This window comes from candidate division TA06 bacterium (assembly GCA_016235665.1).
Taxonomy (GTDB): Bacteria; Edwardsbacteria; AC1; order AC1; family EtOH8; genus UBA5202.
This window is the reverse complement of sequence record JACRJI010000014.1, coordinates 114,830-134,731: the sequence shown is the minus strand read 5'-3', so window position 1 is coordinate 134,731 and position 19,902 is coordinate 114,830. Positions and strand designations below refer to the sequence as shown.

The 19,902-nt window shown below is 43.0% G+C and carries 16 protein-coding genes; all 16 read right to left on the bottom strand.

Annotated features, from left to right (window positions below; genetic code table 11):
• Positions 1 to 15 precede the first annotated feature (15 nt).
• The 16 genes from dnaN to HZA73_09435 all read right to left on the bottom strand — a co-directional run bounded on the left by dnaN (position 16) and on the right by HZA73_09435 (position 19,897).
• On the bottom strand, positions 16 to 1,551 hold the full coding sequence (dnaN, locus tag HZA73_09510; protein MBI5806270.1) for a DNA polymerase III subunit beta: 1,536 nt from the start codon (positions 1,549 to 1,551) through the stop codon (positions 16 to 18).
• Between the two features lie 26 nt (positions 1,552 to 1,577).
• Entirely contained in the window at positions 1,578 to 1,841 is a 264-nt protein-coding gene (locus HZA73_09505; GenBank protein ID MBI5806269.1) for a hypothetical protein, read from the bottom strand.
• Positions 1,842 to 1,871: 30 nt separating this feature from the next.
• Positions 1,872 to 2,330: a hypothetical protein gene (locus tag HZA73_09500; protein ID MBI5806268.1), complete on the bottom strand. Its 459-nt coding sequence runs from the start codon at positions 2,328 to 2,330 to the stop codon at positions 1,872 to 1,874.
• Positions 2,327 to 2,638, bottom strand: a complete 312-nt coding sequence (locus HZA73_09495) for a hypothetical protein (GenBank protein ID MBI5806267.1) — start codon at positions 2,636 to 2,638, stop codon at positions 2,327 to 2,329. Before HZA73_09495 ends, HZA73_09500 begins: the two co-directional genes overlap by 4 nt.
• A complete protein-coding gene (locus tag HZA73_09490) occupies positions 2,631 to 2,876 on the bottom strand; it encodes a hypothetical protein (GenBank protein ID MBI5806266.1) in 246 nt (81 codons plus the stop codon). Before HZA73_09490 ends, HZA73_09495 begins: the two co-directional genes overlap by 8 nt.
• Complete coding sequence (locus HZA73_09485; GenBank protein MBI5806265.1) at positions 2,873 to 3,580, bottom strand: hypothetical protein; 708 nt, start codon at positions 3,578 to 3,580, stop codon at positions 2,873 to 2,875. The genes HZA73_09490 and HZA73_09485 overlap by 4 nt, the downstream gene beginning before the upstream one ends.
• A 21-nt stretch (positions 3,581 to 3,601) precedes the next feature.
• The gene (locus HZA73_09480; GenBank protein MBI5806264.1) at positions 3,602 to 3,793 is read right to left on the bottom strand and encodes a hypothetical protein; all 192 of its coding nucleotides are present in this window, start codon (positions 3,791 to 3,793) and stop codon (positions 3,602 to 3,604) included.
• Positions 3,794 to 3,804: 11 nt separating this feature from the next.
• Positions 3,805 to 4,623, bottom strand: a complete 819-nt coding sequence (locus HZA73_09475) for a hypothetical protein (protein MBI5806263.1) — start codon at positions 4,621 to 4,623, stop codon at positions 3,805 to 3,807.
• Positions 4,559 to 4,993, bottom strand: coding sequence for a hypothetical protein (locus tag HZA73_09470; protein MBI5806262.1), 435 nt, complete (start codon positions 4,991 to 4,993; stop codon positions 4,559 to 4,561). Before HZA73_09470 ends, HZA73_09475 begins: the two co-directional genes overlap by 65 nt.
• 186 nt (positions 4,994 to 5,179) lie before the next feature.
• A complete protein-coding gene (locus HZA73_09465; GenBank protein ID MBI5806261.1) occupies positions 5,180 to 5,962 on the bottom strand; it encodes a DUF1738 domain-containing protein in 783 nt (260 codons plus the stop codon).
• A gap of 370 nt (positions 5,963 to 6,332) precedes the next feature.
• Positions 6,333 to 8,351, bottom strand: coding sequence for an ATP-binding protein (locus HZA73_09460; GenBank protein ID MBI5806260.1), 2,019 nt, complete (start codon positions 8,349 to 8,351; stop codon positions 6,333 to 6,335).
• Positions 8,338 to 8,664: a hypothetical protein gene (locus HZA73_09455; GenBank protein MBI5806259.1), complete on the bottom strand. Its 327-nt coding sequence runs from the start codon at positions 8,662 to 8,664 to the stop codon at positions 8,338 to 8,340. The genes HZA73_09460 and HZA73_09455 overlap by 14 nt, the downstream gene beginning before the upstream one ends.
• 281 nt (positions 8,665 to 8,945) lie before the next feature.
• The gene (locus HZA73_09450) at positions 8,946 to 9,422 is read right to left on the bottom strand and encodes a hypothetical protein (protein ID MBI5806258.1); all 477 of its coding nucleotides are present in this window, start codon (positions 9,420 to 9,422) and stop codon (positions 8,946 to 8,948) included.
• A gap of 104 nt (positions 9,423 to 9,526) precedes the next feature.
• Positions 9,527 to 17,857, bottom strand: a complete 8,331-nt coding sequence (locus tag HZA73_09445) for a DNRLRE domain-containing protein (protein MBI5806257.1) — start codon at positions 17,855 to 17,857, stop codon at positions 9,527 to 9,529.
• Entirely contained in the window at positions 17,854 to 18,975 is a 1,122-nt protein-coding gene (locus HZA73_09440) for a hypothetical protein (protein ID MBI5806256.1), read from the bottom strand. Before HZA73_09440 ends, HZA73_09445 begins: the two co-directional genes overlap by 4 nt.
• Positions 18,959 to 19,897, bottom strand: coding sequence for a hypothetical protein (locus HZA73_09435; GenBank protein ID MBI5806255.1), 939 nt, complete (start codon positions 19,895 to 19,897; stop codon positions 18,959 to 18,961). The genes HZA73_09440 and HZA73_09435 overlap by 17 nt, the downstream gene beginning before the upstream one ends.
• Between the last annotated feature and the right edge of the window lie 5 nt (positions 19,898 to 19,902).

The window sequence follows — 19,902 nt, the reverse complement described above, 5'->3', positions numbered from 1 at the left end:
GTTGAACATTTGATCTTAAGAAACCGTTTCCAGCACCTTGACCACCTTGAACCCGTCGCAAGCCGGAGCTTCATCATATTCCATCTTGCTCTCGCATTGCTCTGTGCCAAACAAAGCGCAATCCCCACAAAAATGTTCTTCTTCGCTGTTTGGCGGGATAACAGCCTCAGGTGCACTCGGGATAGACACCTCCTGCGGCATTGCAATTGTTGGCCCTGTTTTCTGGTGAAAATTCTCGCAGCAGGGCTCGTCCGGCTGGGGGCTATTCCCAAAGCACAGATCCGACTCGTAAAAGTCGCAGTTGCCGCAGACATATTCCATCTCGGGAGACTCTTCCGGCGCCACCTGGCTTTCCGATCCGGGCTCGGCTTCGGCCGAAACATCGCCTTTTGCCTCTTCAATCTCTTCCCTTCTCAAGGACATCAACAAATAGGTTTCATTCCAATTGGCCGGCTGGGTCTTACCATAGATGATAACCGCCTGGGCATAGCCACCAGTTTCCAGCACAATGTACCTCGAGAACACCTGCTTCAAGAGATCATACAAATACCGCCAGTTTAGCCTGATGGTGTCCAATCTGTTCTCAGTCAGGTTTTCCCCCTCGATAACAGCTCCTTCGAATGGCTGGGAAGCATCCCCTAATGTCCCCCGGCTGGAAACTGAGAACTGCTCACCGATGTGGAGATCCACCCCCTGATCGAAATCAGAGACTTGGGAGCACAGTTTCAAGGCGGTCATAAGGGATTCCCGCTCGCATTCGACCTTTAGCAGGTGGGATTCCGGTATAATCCTGGAAATATCGGGATATTTGTCCTGAATAAGCCTGATTATCGTCTGCCAATCCTGCCCCTTAAAGCTTATAAGCTGGTCATTAAGGTAAATCTCCACTTTATCGCCTTCCAGCCCTGCCATGGCAGTTTTAAGGGCATTTTTGGGTATTATACAGCCCCTTTCAGCTTCCTGATTACCTGTTGCATTGTCCATATTTAGGGCTATCATAGCCAATCTGTGCCGGTCGGTACCGGTAGCTGTGATTTTGTCCTCAATAAACCTCAAAAAAACGCCGTTGAATACGTTCTCCGGGGTCTCATTGGAGGTAAAAGGCAGTGTCAGGTTTAGCAGTTTTCCCAAGTCCATGCCACTTATGAAGATATCGTGCAGGCCCACCTCCGGGATCATTGGAAAATCATCCATAGCCGGAATATTGTTGATCTGGCTTTTATGATTCCCGAACTGGAGATGAAAGGTTTCGCCGTTATCCCCCTTTTCCCAGCTGAAAGTGACCCTATCCTCGGTGCATTTGGCTAAAAGGGACAAAACGTAGGGGCCTGGAAGCAATTTGCTGACATTTTCAGACATAATTTCCGGGGAATTGTAGAGTTTTATCGTCCTGATAAGGGTCAGGTCCAGGTTGGTGGCCCGGAGGCGGAGGATATTATCCTCGATAGTCAGATGGACATATTGCAGTATGGGAATAGCACTCTTGGAAATAGCCCGGCAAACTAATGAAAGCGCCTCGGCTATTTTTTGTCGTGGTATGGTTATTTTCATGGGTCTCTCCTTTTTTAAGTGTTGTTTTAATATTCCTCGGGAAACAACACCGTGGTGGCGGACCTGTCAGCCTCGGTGATTATCCAGATTCTTCTTTCGTTTTTGCTGTAGGCCGAAAGCAGCCTTGATCCGTCTGAAAGCGCGATATCGTTCTCCCTCTTGGAATTCTCGCTGACCTCGCCCCAATCGCCTGCAAAATGCCTTTCGATGGAAGCGGTGACAAACTCCTGAAACTCATTGTCCTGTTTCATTACTTCAGAAACCCTGGCTGTAAGAAAAAGGTTGGTCATTGGAAGCCCCTTGGCCATATTAACCTCCTTTCACAAAATGGTTAATTGATTTGTGCTTTCCGTTTCTTCCTGGTCATTAAAACCCTTTTTGAGTTTCCTCAAGACATCGAGCACCGGATGATTGATCTCGCCCCTGATCCTGTGGATGGTATTGCGAAGCTCGTCGAGTTTCCGGACTTCCTCTCTGGTCAAACCCTGCTTTAGTTTCTCCTCCATGAAATCCACCAGGCTTTTGTCTTTTCGTTTCATCAGGGTGGCCGTCAGATAGATGTATATCCCTGTATAGTCCGTGGTCAAAGGCTGCCTTAAACTCAGGGTATAGAGATAGGCGCAAAGCTCGGCGTCTCCGACGCTGCTGGATCCGGGATCGAGGATGTTTAAAAGACCCAGGGTAAGCCTCTCGCTCCGAATCTCGTCCAGCAACCACGAAGGAATGGTTTCGGCCCAGCCTGCATCCGCTACTACCAGCCTGTTTTCTTTTGAGTTCATAAAACACCTATACTTGATGATTTGATATGTTCCCTGGGCAGAAGCACTATGGTTACCGAGCGGTCGGATTCTGTAACCATCCATATTTTCCCAGCTTTGTAGATGTAGGCGGAAACCATCCGGTCGCAATTAGCCAGGTATAATTCTTTTTCCTTCTCATCACAAAGATCCAAATCGCCTTTGTTGCCTCCATAGTGCTTTCTTAAGATCCCAAACAGGAAGGTCGCGAAATCCCTGTCCTTCTGCGCCAGATCCCGAACACCTGCTGAAAGATAAACGGCCGTCGTATTTTTTTGTTTTTCAGTCATAGTTATCCTCCATAATTTTCTTTTGATATTTTTCCAGACCGAAGGGGTCAATCCTGGGAGATCCGAACTTGCAGGCAAAGCATTTCTCCAACGCCCAGCCCCCGCAGTAGCTGATAATATCCTTTTTATCGAAGATCCCGCCAAGACAGTCAAGGTATCCCCCGGCCCCGCTGTCCACGACCGAAAGCCAGGGGCATTTGATCTCCTGCTTGGCCTTAATGAATATGTGGTCTATCATGAAACTTGCTCCAGATTTAGGGTTAAGGTCCTGAATTGGGGATGGTCCTGGTATTCCCTTGGATCGACTTTCGCGAAGAAAATGCCTTTCCCTGACAGGACAAGATTTTCTCTCATGGTGTTGATCTCTTCCTTAAAATAGTCTTCCATTCCTGAATCCTTCTGTCTCTCTTTCAAGCCAGCCAGGTAATTCCTGATCCGCTCATGGTCCAGGCTTACCACCCCGTTCCTGATGATGACATAATGGCACAGGCTATAATCGCCTTCATCGTATATTTTGACCACGGAATCCTTGGCGATTTTGCTTGTTTCCGTCAGGAAATCGATTACCAATTGGGCGTTCCATTCGTTATCCGCCACCTTGGTGAACCCGGAGGCTGTTATATCCTTCTTGCTACGATCTCCTAAGACAAGGATTTTTTCGTCGACCAGGTCAAACACCTTCTTCTCCAGGGCTACCCCGCTCAAGCCGTCCAATTGCCTGTTTATGATCTTCCAGGCTTCGTTTGCCGTGATACCCTTATCGAGCTTCGAATCTTTGAACTGATTTGGCCACCGGGGATACCAAAAAGGAATCCTGGTCAACGACAAGCACTCGCAGGTCCAGCGGTGGTCAATGTTATATCGATCCTGCAAAGCATCGATTTTGTCCCATTGATCGTCGCTAATAGCCCCGGTGATCTCATAGTGAATCGTTCTTCCCATGATATTTTCCTTTCATAATATTTATTCGTTTTTAGTGTAAAAGTGTTTTTGGCATTTTCTGCAGAGCCAGGCGTGAATGGTTCCGCCCGGAGAGACATGAACGCATTCGAACGATTGTGGTTGAATATAGGTGGGATAATACTCCTCAGCCTGGCAGTGCGGGCAGGTTAAGAGAATGGTGATTTGCTCAAGACCTTCAATTAATCTGTCCATGGTCATCTCCTTTATTCCTGATTAACGTTAAACGTGGCGCTGAAAAACAGGGTGTTGGGTCCTGTATCTCCCGAAAAATGCTCGATTTCGCGCAAGCCAACTGAATACCTGGTCTGATAAAACCCGCCCTCTATATCGCCATAGTCCAGAAACAATTTGCATACCGGGATTTTGGCATGGTTAAAATCTCCGAAAGCTTGGTTTAAATGCCGCAGATAGAATAAAAGGGCTATCAGGGTCAGGTACATTTTCGGCACGAATATTTTCTCCTGGTTTTTCATGATATTGACGGGTAAAAGATAGGCTATTTCCCCATCCGGCTTTTCACTAAAGGCCATCGAATACTTTTCCGGAAAAGCGGGGTATTTATCCTTGGGAAACAGAAAATCTATGCCAATATGATCCTTGCTATGCTTTATTCGCAATAACCTATCCTTGTCGTTTTCCATTATCAGATTGGCGAATCCCATAATATCGAAATCCCACCGGATATGGATGTTCTTTGCCGGCCCTTTTCCGATATTGATGCCCTTCAGCAACCTGTTGTCAGGCTCAAATCTTTCCTTAGGGTTGGCGGTCCACAGATCGGGAAACAGGAACCCGTTTTTATAATTCCAGTAGAAATAAACCCTGCCTGGAATCAGAATGATATCGGGCATTATTTCCCTTCTCTGCCGTTGCTTCACAGTCAGCATCGACAGCATGATCAAAAAGGAATACGCCATCAATGAGATGCTCACTAAAATGATTGAAATTGGTTCCATGTTAACTCCTTTCCCTGTTTGCGGTTTCCGAATAATAACTGCTGGTTCCGATGATGATGTTGTCAAGAATTCTGATCCCCAGCAATTTGCACCCTGACTTTAATACCTCCCAAAGAACACGATCTTCCTGTGATGGAGTGGTATCCCCCGAAGGGTGGTTATGGACGGTCATTATATTGGGCGCTCCGCAAGCCACTGCCGACCGTAATACGATACCGGGGACTATCGCGCAATGATCCACTGCCCCCATAGCGGCCATTTCTTTGCGGACTATTTTATTCTTGGTATTCAGGTGCAACACCCAAAATATCTCCCGGTCCGCCATGGCCTCGGCCTTCATGTATTCATATACTTTGTCTGGGCTGGTCATGGGAATTCCGTGGATCGATTCCGATACCTTCAGTATTTTTAGAGGATATTTCCTGTATTTGCCCATATAACTCCTTTCTGCAAATAAAAAAGAGCCGCCCGTCATAGGAGCAGCTCTTTTGTGGTTTAAGGTTTATCATGATTGTTTGCACAGTATTTATCGGGACAGAGGATCGTTTTCTCCCGGCTGTATTTATCCATCAGGATCACAGCCACATGCCCGCAAATCGGGCATTCTCCTAATTCTTCAGAATCATTCATGGCCGTCACCATTGGAAACGTAGTTCTCCGTAGCGGGAGAAAGATTCCCCAGAATATAATCAACCGCTTTCTGAGCCAGCGAAGAAGAAGAAAATATAAACCTCTTGTCCCCTTTGAGCACCGAAAGCCAGTTGGCGATATACCCGGCCTGGTTATCTATAGTTTTTGGGGCGATACGGGCATGGGCGCATAAGAATGAGCTGCCGATCTCGGCCACCAGTTCCTCCTTGGAGTAATTCTCATTGAAATCAGATCCCCCGGAGGAATTTTTCCTGTTAAGCCTGTCAGGATGTCCGGTCGAGTGAGTCAGTTCATGAAAGGCAGTCGAGTAAAATTCCTCCTGGGATATGAAGTTTTTCCGGGGCGGCAAACCGATGATATCTGATTTCATGTCGTAAAAGGCATTCTTGGTCACTTTGATTTTCGGGATATTCTGCATGTTGTCTATTATCTTTTCGCAGGCGGCAATGGGATTCAAGCTGTTGTTTACGTCGGGAAAAATATCTTTAGGGATATTGATGCATTGCTCGCTGTTAAATACTGTGTAATACCTGAGCAATGGCTTTTCCAAAATCTCTCTTTCGGACGTATCTTCACCACTTGATTCAAATGCTTTCCAGTAAACAACCTTAAAACCCTTTGAACCCGGTTTGACCGAGCCTCCCAAATATGCCAGCTGCCTGAAAGTAAGATAATAAGGGCTGACATATTTGGGAGACATTGAGAGCACTATCAGGTTGATGCCCCGATAAGTGCGTTTGGAGATAAGGTTCATAGGTAGTTCTGTTTTCTAGGGTTTCTTCCAGGGAATGGCGCCTTTCTCCAATGCTTCAATAATCTGATCGGTGATGATTTGAACAATAGTGCTGTTTCCATTTTGACTCCTTTCTTTGTTAAAAATAAAAAAGGAAAGCAAACTCAATCTCGCCCAAATCCCCCAAAAGATAAAAAGCGAAAAAGAGACTGCTTCCCTTATTGACGATACGTATTATTTAGTTAAAGAATTGTTTTAGATGTATGAATAGTCCTATCATTCTGATGATGGAAAGTGCTTAAAAAGCAATTGTTATTAATGTAAATCTACGTGTGTTATTATGTAATATTGACTATATTCCCTTATTAATATAGTTTGTCAGCAATCGGAATTATATTTCTGCGGTATCATATTCCTGGGCTAAGACTACTTTGATCCTATCGTCCTTATCAAAACCTTCCTCCCGGAATTGCTTCATTATTTTCTCTTTAGCCTCGATATTGGTGGCTACGGTTATTATCGCCGAAAAGTTAGCCTTTAAAGACTTTTGAATATTGGCCACAGCATCAGAATTACCAGTCTCTATCTCCACGGCAACCAGTTTGTTTTCGGCCTTAATTGTTATATCCGGTTTCCCATTGATCTGTTTCTCGACCTCGACGTTAAATCCCTTTTTCCGGTAATACTCCGCTATTCTCTCTTTCCAGAAGAGATGTTCCACCCCCTCGTTGGTATCCGTGACAATATGCCCTTCCTGACGTAAAACAGCCTTGGCTTTACCGGTAAGCTCCAGTAATACAAGTTGTGTTTTCTTAGTAATGATGTTTCGCTGAATTATAAAGCCCTCGGAAAAAGACTTTTGTTTGATATCATTGCCATTTCTCATACTTAATGATAACCTCTTGTAACGCTGAACCAAAGGCGAAAAAGGCAAGGCCAAAATATCCTCTAAAAACCTTAAAATCTCCCTGCCCACCTGCTTATCTTCCCTCTCTGGAAAGTGTCTGATTACGGGTTTTATACGGTATTCAGGCTGGGAAAGCGTGGAAAGTCCCAACCTTAATCTGATGCTGTCATCTGTGATAATCCCCTTCTCCATCGGCACCAGTGGGAATTTCACCAAACAAGGCGAAATCCTGCCCTTGACCTTGACGATGCCCTCACCCACTTTAAGCCGGTCGAGGTAGTTCTCCTCTTCAGGTTTTATAAATAATGACTCCCTGGCCGCTCTGACATCCCTTTCATGCTGTAACCCCAAAAATATCTGGGTATGACAGTTCCCGAGGATATATATGGGCAGCAGCGACGGGTGCTGGGTGATGCTGACCAGCCCCTGGCCGAATGACCTGATCTCCCTATAGACATATTCCAAGCTGCTGGAATTCTCCTGTTCTATCCTGGTTTTTGGAAAAAGGTTGTGAATCTCCTCGAGGAATAAGACATGCCTTAAACTATCCGTCTCGCCCTGGCCCAAACGGTAAAGATGGATGAACCTCAATATCATCTCGGTAAAGAAGGTTCTCAGTGGCTTGCTCATTTCCTGGTCCAGTTCTAATATTATAGGTTTTTCAAGAAGATCCTCAAGCTTTACCGGTTGCCGGGCGTTAAAGGCCTTGCTACTGGGACCGAAAGTAAAACTTTTAAAAACCCTGCCGGCCGATTGTTTCCAAAGAAGCTCCCTGGCATATACCTTCAGCTTGCTTAACTCGTACACCCCGTCGAAGAAATTGGGGTACATGTTCCCGTGATGTCCTTCCTTGAATCCGAAATCCCGAAACAGTTTCTCGTATATCCTGATAAAAAAATCAGCCACACCCATTCCGGCCAGGTGTGACTTTTCAAGGACCTCCGTTACTACGTTAATCCAACTTTTATAATGGATATTGGGCGGAGCTCTGAAAGGATTCCAGAAAAAGGGAGAAATGTCCCTACCAACGGTATAAACCTGAAGTTCCTTGAGCTCTGGATACTGGTCTGACAGGGAAAGGATGTTTCGCCAGGTTCTCTTCCAGTCCACCACGATAAAAGGGATCTTTTGTCTCAATAATTGTAGGGCCAATAAAGTGGCCAGATTGGTCTTTCCCTCGCCGGTGATGCTGAATATTCCCAATTGTTTGATAAAGTCTTCTTTCCTGATATGGAGTTTGTCCATCTTGGTGTCGTTATAGACGATATCTCCCAATAGGATGTCGCCCTCCGCCTTGCTTGGCGAGGGCGGGGTTAAGCATATCGGCTCGGTCTGCAACGGCTCTTTTCTAAGCAGTTTTTCGGCCAGAATTTCTATATCCAGAGCGATGTCCTTCCTACCGTATTCGTCCTCGGCCAAGTACATATGCCAGAGCCTTTCGGCATTAGTCCCGATAAGGGGCTTTAGTTTCTGGCAAATCTTGAATACTTCAATGCTGTTCATTTTCGTCAATGGTTAGATCCGAGGACAAAAGCTGTTGTCTTTTGCTCAATAGCCAGTATTCCGACAGGGCGCTCATCATATACTTCTTAAGAAACATCATATCCCGCCAGCATTCCAAAGCCTCCGTCCTCTTCTGCTTTTTGAGATCGAATATCTGGGTCTCCAGTTGGCTCCGTCGTGGCAGCAGGGCCAAAACCATTTCCATATCATAGCCCCTCCCGATATGCAGTTTGATCTCCTCGAGAAAGGTATAACAGGCACAGATATCGTCGGTGATGTCTTGAAAAATGTCCTTGTCTGTCTGTAATCTCAAATTTATCTCGTTAAAAAGCTGTTTTATCGTCGATTTAAGGACTTTGGTTTTATTGGTGAAAATACTTTCGAGAGCTGATGCAGGTTTGTCGTCGGAGGAAAGAATAGATAGAACGGTGTTCTCGAGGTCGGGATAATTAGGCCGTTGAAGGGAATCCATTAAGAAGAATGCTAAAGAGGGTTTTAAAGGGTTGTAGGCAAAAAGAAAAGGCGGCATAACAAATGCCGCCTTTTATGAATAGTATGTTATAAATATCTATCGCCCTCGTCCTTATCAATTATTCATTCAGTGACTCTCACTAATTTTGTGCCACTTGCATTCATGATAATCTCGTATAGTTCAAAGGTATATTTTAGCTTTGGTTTGCTTTCCGCTTCATTTGCGTTTCCCAACATTTTAAATGAAGATACTTCCTTTAGTAACTCGGCGGTAGAAGCTATTGTCTCGGGAATCTTTGAATCGGTTTTCGAGCCATACGTTGTAAGTATGCTGTTATTTAAAGTTATATTTAAATCGCTGGTCCCCAAGCCGGGTATAATCTTGGCATATTGTGGACGGGATAGATCAGGCAGATAAACGATACGGAATGATGTGTCGTTGCTGGCCTTATGTTCAACCAAGAGATATGGTTTTGCAGAATAAAACTTCAGACCAGTTTCTGTTTTCAAAGATTGGTCGCTGTAAATTTTAACAGTTGCACAACCAGACATAAGCAACGCAATTAAAGCAAGCATCATAGAATATTTTATAATGTTCATGGGAATATCTCCTTTATTTATAGTTTAATTACTATAATTATAGATTATGCGATATCACCAGAAGCCCTGACCTAAGTCAGGGCTTTTTAATTTGGTTTGTAAAACTATTTAAGAACTATGAGCTTCTTGGTTGATTCAAAGGCTCCGGTACTAATATTGTAAAGATAAACTCCCGAAGATACCTGCCTACCGCACCCGTCTTTCCCGTCCCATTCCACCTGATAAGTCCCGGCCGGTTTAATTTCATTAACCAAGGTTCTTACCAACTGCCCCAGGGCATTATACACTTTAAACGTTACCTGGCCCTGGTTTTTGATTTGGTACATGAAACTCGTTTTATGGCTGAAGGGATTTGGGCAGTTCTGGTAAAGTTTGTTAATGTAATTGGGTGTAATACTGGTTATCTCTTCCGATTGCGTCCCACCGTGTCCCTGGCCTGTCGGATTTTCGTAAATAAGTATCTTGCCACAAACTGCAATCGGACCTTTTGTTTTTTCTATGGTTAGCGTGATCTGCCCGTCTTTATAACTGGCTTCGGGCAAAGGCTTGTCCAAAATCGCTTCTTCGCCTGAAGTTACCTTTATCTCACCCAAAGGCAGCTTATTGACGATTGGCTTAAGTTTGATCTCCTGCCCGGTTTCCTGATAAAAGCTCAAAGTGATTTTATACTTCTTGTCCGGATCAAAGTTGTCAAAGCTGTATATCAGGGCAGTAGTGTCATAATCCACGGTTTTAAAGGGTTCGGTAACTGTGTTTTTGGCTTTGGCTGCCGTGCCGTAAGTTATATACCCATCTCTTTGCACAGTAAATATTGACGGCTCCGCTAACCCGGCATCTAAGGCGTAGGTGGGCTCCAATTCCGTGGTATCTGCCATAAAGGTTAGCCCCCACAGTAATTCTGGCTCAATTTCCTCCGCCCAAATGCGATAGGTTTTCGTCCCCTCATTGGTTTGCAGTTTAGTTTCGTGGGGGAAGATCGAAGCGTAATCGGTGCAAGACAGGTTTTCGGACACATCGTAGGTCATCTTGGCTGTAGAATAGGACGATAAATATACCTCGTAATCACTTAAAACATCCTCGGTCCAAAGCACATCGCTACCACAGATATATGGCATCATGGAGCTTGCCCCGGATGCGCTGATGTTTACGGCTGTTTCCCACTTCTGATCAAATCCGGTACGCTGGTAAATGTCGCCATCTTCCACCCAAACGGCTGAAGCTACCCCGGAAATGCTGATACAGGGGTTTTGGGCTATTCCTGAACCAGAGAGTTGGAGAATGTTGCCGTAGTTGCCATCCGGTTTTCTCATCCGGTAATAGACCTTGTCTTTTCGGTGCCAGCTGATATGATCATAGCCTTTATAGTCGGTGGCAATTGATGCTGAGGCTGGAGCTTGCCAGATCGGGGGATCTATTGTTTCGGTGTATGCGTCAAGGATAGTATCTTTTTTGCCAGAAATGTTATTTATGGCAAACCGGGTATGGTGCAAAGCCCATCCTTTTGCGATATGCGGCGGTATGCCCCCACCATAGGAGTATTCAAAGACCAGCGAGATGGTGTCGTTCTTTATGGTCATAGCCGGGGGTGAATACCCTCCTATATAATCCCAGGGAACACCTTGCATATAAGCCAAGGTTTCGGGTACAGACCAGCCGGTTGCGGTCTGACGGCTAAAGAATACTCCGCCACCAGTATCATGGTCCCATTGTTTTATCCAGGCCAGGGCAGGCATGTTCTTACTGTCAGTTACAATCGTCGGTAAAGATCCTTTACCTAAGTTAAGCGGGGTTGCCCAGGTTTGTCCATCGTTCGACGAGGAGAGATAGTGCACACTATCTATGCTGTTATAGCAAACATGCAACAATCCGTCGCTGGATCGGGCTATTTTCCCGGCGTTATTGTAGGCTATGGCTTTGTCCGTTTCCACCACTATAATATCACGGCTTTTGATGGTAAAGTTTTTGTCGCTGATGTCTGTTGCGGTGTTGCCGCTGGAATCGTAAGCCACGACCTTGAACCGGCAGTTGGTTGAAGCCACATTATACGGCACCCGCCAGGAGTAGTAATTAAGTCCGCCCACTATGGTCGCCACAGAACGCCAAAGTGTAACTGCATCCGTGCTTGTTGGATCGTCTTGTGCAATATAGTTAGTGGTGTAATACAAAACGTACGATTTTATACCCCGGTTATCGGTGCTGGACCAAGTTATATTATACCTCCTGCCGGAATAAAGCACTTCTCCGCCGTTGGGGTATGTTACCGCCACAGTTGGTCCATCTAAATCGGGAAGACGTTTGTATTTTACATAATTGCCCTCGGTCCATAAAAAGCCCATCTGAGCCGGGTCATCGGTAAGCGGCAATGCCGGGTAAACTGAAATATCTTCGCTGGCTGTCAGCCTGTAAATGGGCGACCAAGCGTTGTTTTTATACCTACGGTAGAATATCTGATTCTCATTGATTGTCCCGGTCAGGTCTTCTGCCGCCGCAGCCTTTGTTAATGCTTGGTTCAGACTATCAATCTCTACTTTTTGTACATCTTCCCAAACTATCGACTCCTCACCTTGCGGTAGTTCGGTAAGTTTTGCTATAGCCAATTTTGCGTCGGTTCCGACAGGCAAGGTTGATATCTTTTGCACAAAACCGCTGTCACTGTCGTCATACCAGAGAAAATGCAACGTGCCGCCCTTGTCGCAGGCCACTGTCGGCATCTGCGAAGCCCCGGTATTGTTGCTAACGTTGTAAGGCGTGCTCCAGGCACTTCCGTTGTTGGTGCTTCGGTAAATGTCACCATTTTGCTGCCATGCTAAAACCAATGCGCCATCGTTATTCACTCCCAAGCAGGGAGAGCTTGCCAGAACGCCTGTGGCGCTTACTGTCATGCCAATAGATGTTCCAGCATTATAATGATATATTATTGAAGTATCCAAGGACCACCCGGAAAACATATTGTAACTTCCATGTTTATGTTCCCAGGTTATATGGGGTAAAATACTATTGCCTGATTTATTTACCGCTATTGATGGACTTGATATGTCAATAAATTCATCGAAAGGCGAAGGTGGGAAATCTTGCCACCCCGTCGTAGATACAGATATTGGCTGAAGCACGGACGGTGAAGACCAAACACCTCCTGTTCTTTTTGCATATTGAACCTTCATTGTATATGTCCAACGGTGTTCTATAAACCTACCAAAAGGATCATACCTTGTTTCAATAGCCAATACCGTTTCCGCCCAAGCGCAATATAGGTTACCCAGACTATCGGTGGCAATGGCCGGGTTGAACATCTTAGCGCCGGTTTTTATGACCTTGCCAAAGCCCGAAGTTACGCCCAGGCTGTCCAACAACAGGCTGTCTTTCTTCACCCGCACCGAGTAGATTGCGCTGTTGCTTTTCTTCTCGGCAACGGTCGGATTGCCGCCGGTTTTTGGCGCCGTTACAGACCACGATAAACCATTGTTGATTGACGAGGCCCAATAAATCTGTGTTCCATCATAGAATGTTGCGTTCAGTTTGTCATCGCCACCACGGAACAGCTTGCGGGCGTTGTTATTATTGGTATAGCCGATCTTGGGAACAAATACCTCAACCGTATTGGAATATTCGGTCCTTCTATATCCATTATAATACATCCAATACTGAGCTACTTTAATATAATAGGTGGAAAGTGGTTCAATGGAATGCCATTGACCATCCCAATAACCACTTATTGAAGCACTAGTGATATTTGGGCCTAATGCAACCACAAATGAATCACCCCCTGCTTTTTTTATAAAGACTAATGTCCCTGCTTCGATGGTTGAATTATCCCCCCATGATAAATCAATTTTCAATGTATGTGTTCCGGATAAAGGATCTACTGCTTCATATGCAATAGCATTTGTGTTTGTTGGGGGTTTAAAATATATCGGTATTTTTGTTTCTACCGAATATTCTGATTTGCCACAACCATTATAGGCTCTCAAGCGATAATAATAATCATGATTAAAAATAATGTTTGAATCAATAATATTTGTTGCATCAGTATGGCCGACAACATACCAAGAAGGCGTTTCCTTTATTTTTGTCCATACGCCTGTCGAGTCAATCTTCCTTTCCCATTCAAATATATTGGAACTATAGTCGTAGTGTGCGTTATTTACATTAATAGATGGAATAGTATCATTTATTTCTAAAGAGGGAGTATGGAATTTCGCACTTGGTGGAGCTGGTGTTTCGGGAGCCGCTATTTTTGATGTTGCGTATCTCCATTCGTATGCGGATACCTGTTCACCTCGTTTGGAGCGAACCATAAAATTGTAGCTACTCCCCGTTGAAAGCCCGGTTATTGTACAATATCCTTTCCCTCCCATACCTGAAACCGAATCAACCCAAAGTGGCGGATTGATAAATGTGCTGTCACTTTGGTTTTTCCACCACACATGGAAACCATCTTCGTCAATATTATTATCATTCCAACTTACTTTAACTGTTGTGGGATCCTCCACGTAACCCCAGGCAAATGTCGGATATGAAAACTCACTTATTTCAATATCATCTATATATGCCAAATAATCACCTGTTTCGGCTGAATTCCCATCATCATATGCCACCTGTATTTGTCTAAGTGTATCGTCAGCGTATATTGATGGGTTTAGGATCGAAAGGTCACATATATAGTTTACCCATTGACCTTTCGGGACATTGCGGCCGGCTGGATGCAATCTTTGGCCGAATTGATCAGAAATATACATTCCTTTATAGTTGTAATCCCGTATAGCACCTTTTTTAGCTGTAACAAGTTCGAGGCTTATGCAACCAGCGCCAGGTGATTCTACAATATATACCCAAAATGATAAATATTTTGCAGCATAGTTGGGGCCTGGTATTAGTGGTATATTAACGTCAAATAAATTAACAAAGGCATAACTGTTATCACTGCTGGCATCTGTGCCTGATAATCTATACATGTAATCGCCGTTGTGTGGATATACGCCGTTTTCTATTCCAGTAGTATCGCTATTGATATTCACGCAACCGCTTTGATTCGGCACTGGATTGTTTATTGGCGGTGATTGCCATACTTCAAATCCTAAAACTGCCTTGTAATAATCTATACCGTGCTTATAATATATCCTCTTTAATTTTGAAGTATCCCCTGCTAAAGCGGGATTAGAACGGTAATAACTGTAAAACTGACTTATGTTTCTTATTTTATTATCTTTCAAAATACTAAATATATTACTGAACTTGTTTGATAGTCCTCCAGAATCTTCGTCGGAGTCGGTAAAGGTGTCCTGCATATCCCACCAGATTGAAGCCACTGCACCCTCAATGCTTACTGCATCACCGGTATAATGCCACTGGTTGGTTTCGACATCTTGCATCGTGGTGTTATAAGAGCTCTTGTAATAAACCAGATAGTCCTTGTTGTTCTTTACTGCACAAGGAAGAAACTCGGCAAAGCCCTCGGTTGTGGCATTGCCAGGGTTAGTTACCTTATATGGGTAATGTTCAGAAACGCCATAGCCCGGTGGGAAAGTATCTCCATAAACTTTGTACATTATAGCATGGGCATATTCGTGATAGGGCCTCTCCGATCTGTAACCGGGCACTATTAAACCCGATCTCAACAATACTTGAGGTTTGCCTGTAATAATGATACTACCGATTCCAACCGGGACAGGTCTGAACCTGCTGGTGCTATCGGTATTCGTATAATTGTACGATACGGTTATCTGTGACCTTTTCCAGTTTGGACTGGTGTTGTTATCCACCCAATTATACGTTTGGTTAATGGCATCAAAGATATGGCATGCTTGGTTAAAAATGCTGTCTTTACCAGTTTCATTTATTCCCCGATATATCGTGGTAATACCGGAGGGATATATTTGGCAACTTGATGTATCTGAAATATCGGTATATATACTTGGAACTGTATCTTTTACAACACAAATTTCGTTTATTAGTTTGGTATGGATTATAAATTTTGGGTCAAATGAAGCAGCGGTAACAAAACCAAAATTGAAGCTACCGTCACTTAATGTTTTTACAGAATCTATATATCTTGGTGTTGCATCGTTTGTGTCATACAATACCACCCAAGCCTGGGGTATGCCTTTTATAGTATTATCATCAAGGTTTTTATACTTAACATGGCCGCTAACCCAAAACTGATTATCCGCCGTGGTAAATCGCCAAGTATTCCAGGTATTGCACCAAAGGCTACCGTCATAACCTTTAACCCGCCAATAATATTTAGTAGCGCGCCACAGGTTGGTGGCTTGATAAGAATTTGCGGTAACTTCACCGTCAAACACTGTAGAGGTAAATGTTGAATCTGTGGATAATTGAAGACGGTATTTTGTAATTGCCTGACCATCAGGATCAGTGCAATACCATTGAAGGATAACGCTTAAATCAACTCCTGTAACACCATTGACAGGCGAAGGATTTGTACACGCATTGGGCCTTGTATTCCAACTGGCAGTATATGTAAGTATGTTATCCGAGGGACTGTCGTCAATTTCCATAACCTGATTAGAAGAATCGCAAATAACTTTTATGGTATGATTTCCGCCAGTCGTTGCGGTATAAGTTGTAGTAAACGGTTGATAGCCGCCGGCCGCTAAACTGCTTAAATATTGATTATCTTTTTTATTCCCGTCAACATAAAGCCCGGTATAAAATCCACCTGAAATTGTATCGCCGGTATTCCACACGCTCCAGTAAATAGTGCAAGGTTCGTTTGTAATAAGTGGCGAGGAAGTGGTAATAACACCTGGCCACAAATCCGGTAGCCGTTTCCAATAGAATAACTTTTCATACGAATTGTTTGTTTCGCTTTCTTCTGTTATATCGCCGGTAGTATCAATTACAATTTTAATCTTATGCCATCCGGGTGTATATACGGTGTAATTTATATCTGACCATGTTTTACTGGTATTGCCGCTTAAGCTACTACAATATTGCGTATTTATTTCACTACCGTCCAAATATATTTTAACATAGAACCCCTTAATAACTGAAACCGAAGTATTGTTCATTATGGCTAAATCAATATAAGTTGGTTTTTGGGCATACAACGTATTGGTAGTATTAGTGCCGGTAACAGATGAAGCAACAATCTTATCGTCCCAACCCGATGGAGTATAGGTTATCAAATCGGGAAGATTGCATGTAATATTAAGTGACGGCACATACGTCCCACTTTCGTCCGAATAAAAGTAACGCTCCTTATCCCCGCCGCTTTCATTGGCAGCGATCAACATTAAGCCATAATTATTGTAAGTTCCACTTATCCAATATTGAGATAGGTTTTTTACATCCCAGTTGTAACGACCCGTATCTCCGACAGACTGCGTGCCATAGCTTTCTGAATAATAACTTGACATATTATTCCAAGTAGCTCCACCTTCAGTCCATGACGAAGTCGCTCGGTAGGCGGTAACATTGCATGTAGTATTTGCCGGACCGGTATAACCTTTTACCCTGGCGCTAAATGTTGCTGAAGTCACACTGGCTCCACCGGCAAGCGGACTCACATCAAATCTTAATAAACTTCGCTCCTTTTTGAATCCATAGGTTGAATCGTATCCCACCCATAAATTATAAGTGTTATTATAGCTGTCCGGATATCCAGATGCAATGAAAGCGTCATTACCGGCTGTGAATAACCATGATTGAGATTTTACTGATATTGAATCATCGGTCTTGCTGTCAGTGATTTCCGATATAAACTCATATTCGCCAGCATTTATCATCTCCACTGTATTTTCTAGAACCAACCCCATCTTTTCGTTATTTTCCCGAAAAGCAAAAGGGATTGAAATCCCAGCCATAAATGCGCTTAAAGAATCGCAAGCTGTTAGGTTGTTTTTAATTTTTATTCTAGAATTTATTCTCTCTTTCCCTTGATATAAAGAATATTCCCTTGGTATGCTCAAACGATATATTATTTTTTTAAGATTTGAACCCTTATATATCCAACTCAATCCTTTAGCTGTAGTGATCCAAGTTAAAGCCCCATTCTGCCCGTATTTATATATTATACTGTTGTCTTTATTCTGCTTGAGGTCAGCTTTTATATATCTAAAGTTATGTTTATCATTATCAGTTATTTCAATCAAGTTCCATTTATATTTTTTATCAGTTACTCCAAATAGGCCTTCGTTGCCTTTGAAATATGTTTTTATATCACTTGTCAAACAGGCATAATCATACCCATCTTTGCCGTATGGGACTATTTTGGTATCTATCTCCTTCCATTTGCCCCCTTCATAATAATGCTTTGGTTCTGTATAAATCTGAAATGTATGCGTGCCGTCGTCGTTTCTAAATACCTTAGATGTAGCGGTTCTCTTAGCTTCTATTTCCTTTTTCTCTGCAATGGCAAAACCAGTAAATATCGCCAAAGAGAAAAGGCAAAGATTAATAAATCTGATCGTCTTCATTTTTCCGTTTCCTTCATCTCATGGCCGTCTATTGTTTTTAATTTACCATCTTCGCCGATAACAAAGTAAATTGATTTATATCTTCCATATTTGTTTTCAGGCGGCATACCATACCACCATGAAATCCTTAGACGTCCATTTTCACTATTTTTTATAATCATCAAAGGCTCTATGGTAAATGATAAGGCATACGTACTATCATTCATTATTTCCCAAGCTGATATATCCGAACACTTAAAAGCGTCTCTGTATTCCTCAATCTGATCCTTGGTAACATATTCCTGGCCAGGCTTAGCGTGGACTACACTTTTAAAGGACATTAACTGTTCAACTTTAGGAAGTTCTCCTCTATCCTTTGCCTTCAACGTCCAGATAACCTTGGAAACGTGTCCTATGGCTGGAGCGGGTACTATTTCTATTTCACCCAATTGTATCCGTTCTGGAGTAACAATAATAATAGGTTTGTTCTTTGGGGCAAGATACTTTGGAGGCCATAATTTATTAATCATTTCATTCTGTTCTGGCGTATAGCGATATATCGTCATAGTATCTATGCCCTCGCCCATATTCTTCACGGCAGCATGCTTTGGTCCTATCATCACTTCCCATTCTTCCCGGCTTTTCATAAAAACAGTTTTTCCATTGTCATCTAAGGTAAACTTTATACTTGCTCCGTTAGAATTGATTTCTAATCCGCCCACCATAAATGGCCGTATTTTAAAACTGGCACGGTATTCCTGACCTTTTATGCCATTATTTATTCTATCCTTGCTTACAGTATTTAATTCAACTCCTTCACTACCAGTAAGAATTATTTCGGGCCCCTCCGGAAAATCTTCGGTATGTGGCTCTGTATAATATGTCTTAGCATCGCGGTTTAGTTTTACCTTTATCGTTACTTTGGTCCATTTATCTAACTCGGGCATTTCGTCAAGTATTATCTCAGATCTAAGCAATGGCCCAGGCACATCTACCGTCATACCCGTAGCAGTTAATCCTGCTTTCCCATTATTATTTATAATGGGATCATTGCTTTTATTCAAGGCCTTATCATTAACGCATCCTGCAAGGACCATAAATAGAAGTGTTAAAATTAAATGTTTACTTTTGGTTAACATTATTTGTCTCCTTATTATTTATATTAGAACCGTTTAATCTTAACATTTTTAATCGTGTGTCCACACAAAAATTACTACCGCCAGCATTTCCTATGCCATATAAAAATCCTTTGATATCGCCGGAAATATTGCCTTCTGAATTGGGTATCATTTGGGGACCGGCATAAGGTTCAACCATTAATTGTATTTGGTAATAGATTGCATTCGGCACAGAAAAATAACTGAGTGGAATTGTGAAAGTGGTATCAAAAAGAAATGTATCAATATTACGTATGGTGCCTGCCCAACACCCAGAAGAATCTAATGCATAGGAATGGCTATATATTTTATACCAATCCGCTCTCTCTGCCTTTGTCCATATGCACTTTACACTATCTATTGGTAATGTATCATGTTCTGCTGGGGTTAATAAGCTTGTGCCACTCGGCACTTGAATGCATCCAATACCGGTATCAGAATCAGATGTAATTTTAATGGTTATAGTTGTATCTCCGAAATAATGCCCACTGTCGGAATAAAAATTCATCTGCCCGTTACTAATATTCGACAGAAGCATTTGATTGTGGCTGCCCCAGATCATCGTAACAGTGGTATTTGATGGATCCGTAATCGGATCCGAGTATAACACTGCATTTTGAGTGGGCACTTGTAACCAACAGTAAAATATTTTAGGGTCGTTAATTATATTAATTACATTAACTGGATTAGCCTTTTTACTACAGTTAGCAAACATCAATATAAATAATGTTGCGGACATTAACGATAATGTTTTTTTTGTCATCAATTTTATTAACCTCTTTAATTGTTTTTGCGATAGCTTAAAACACAAAAGCCCCAATGCCTGCCATTGTGAGGCAAACATTTGAGGCTTTATTTTCTTCGCGTTCTCATTAACCTTAACTAACCTTCCATTTATTATCAATTTCA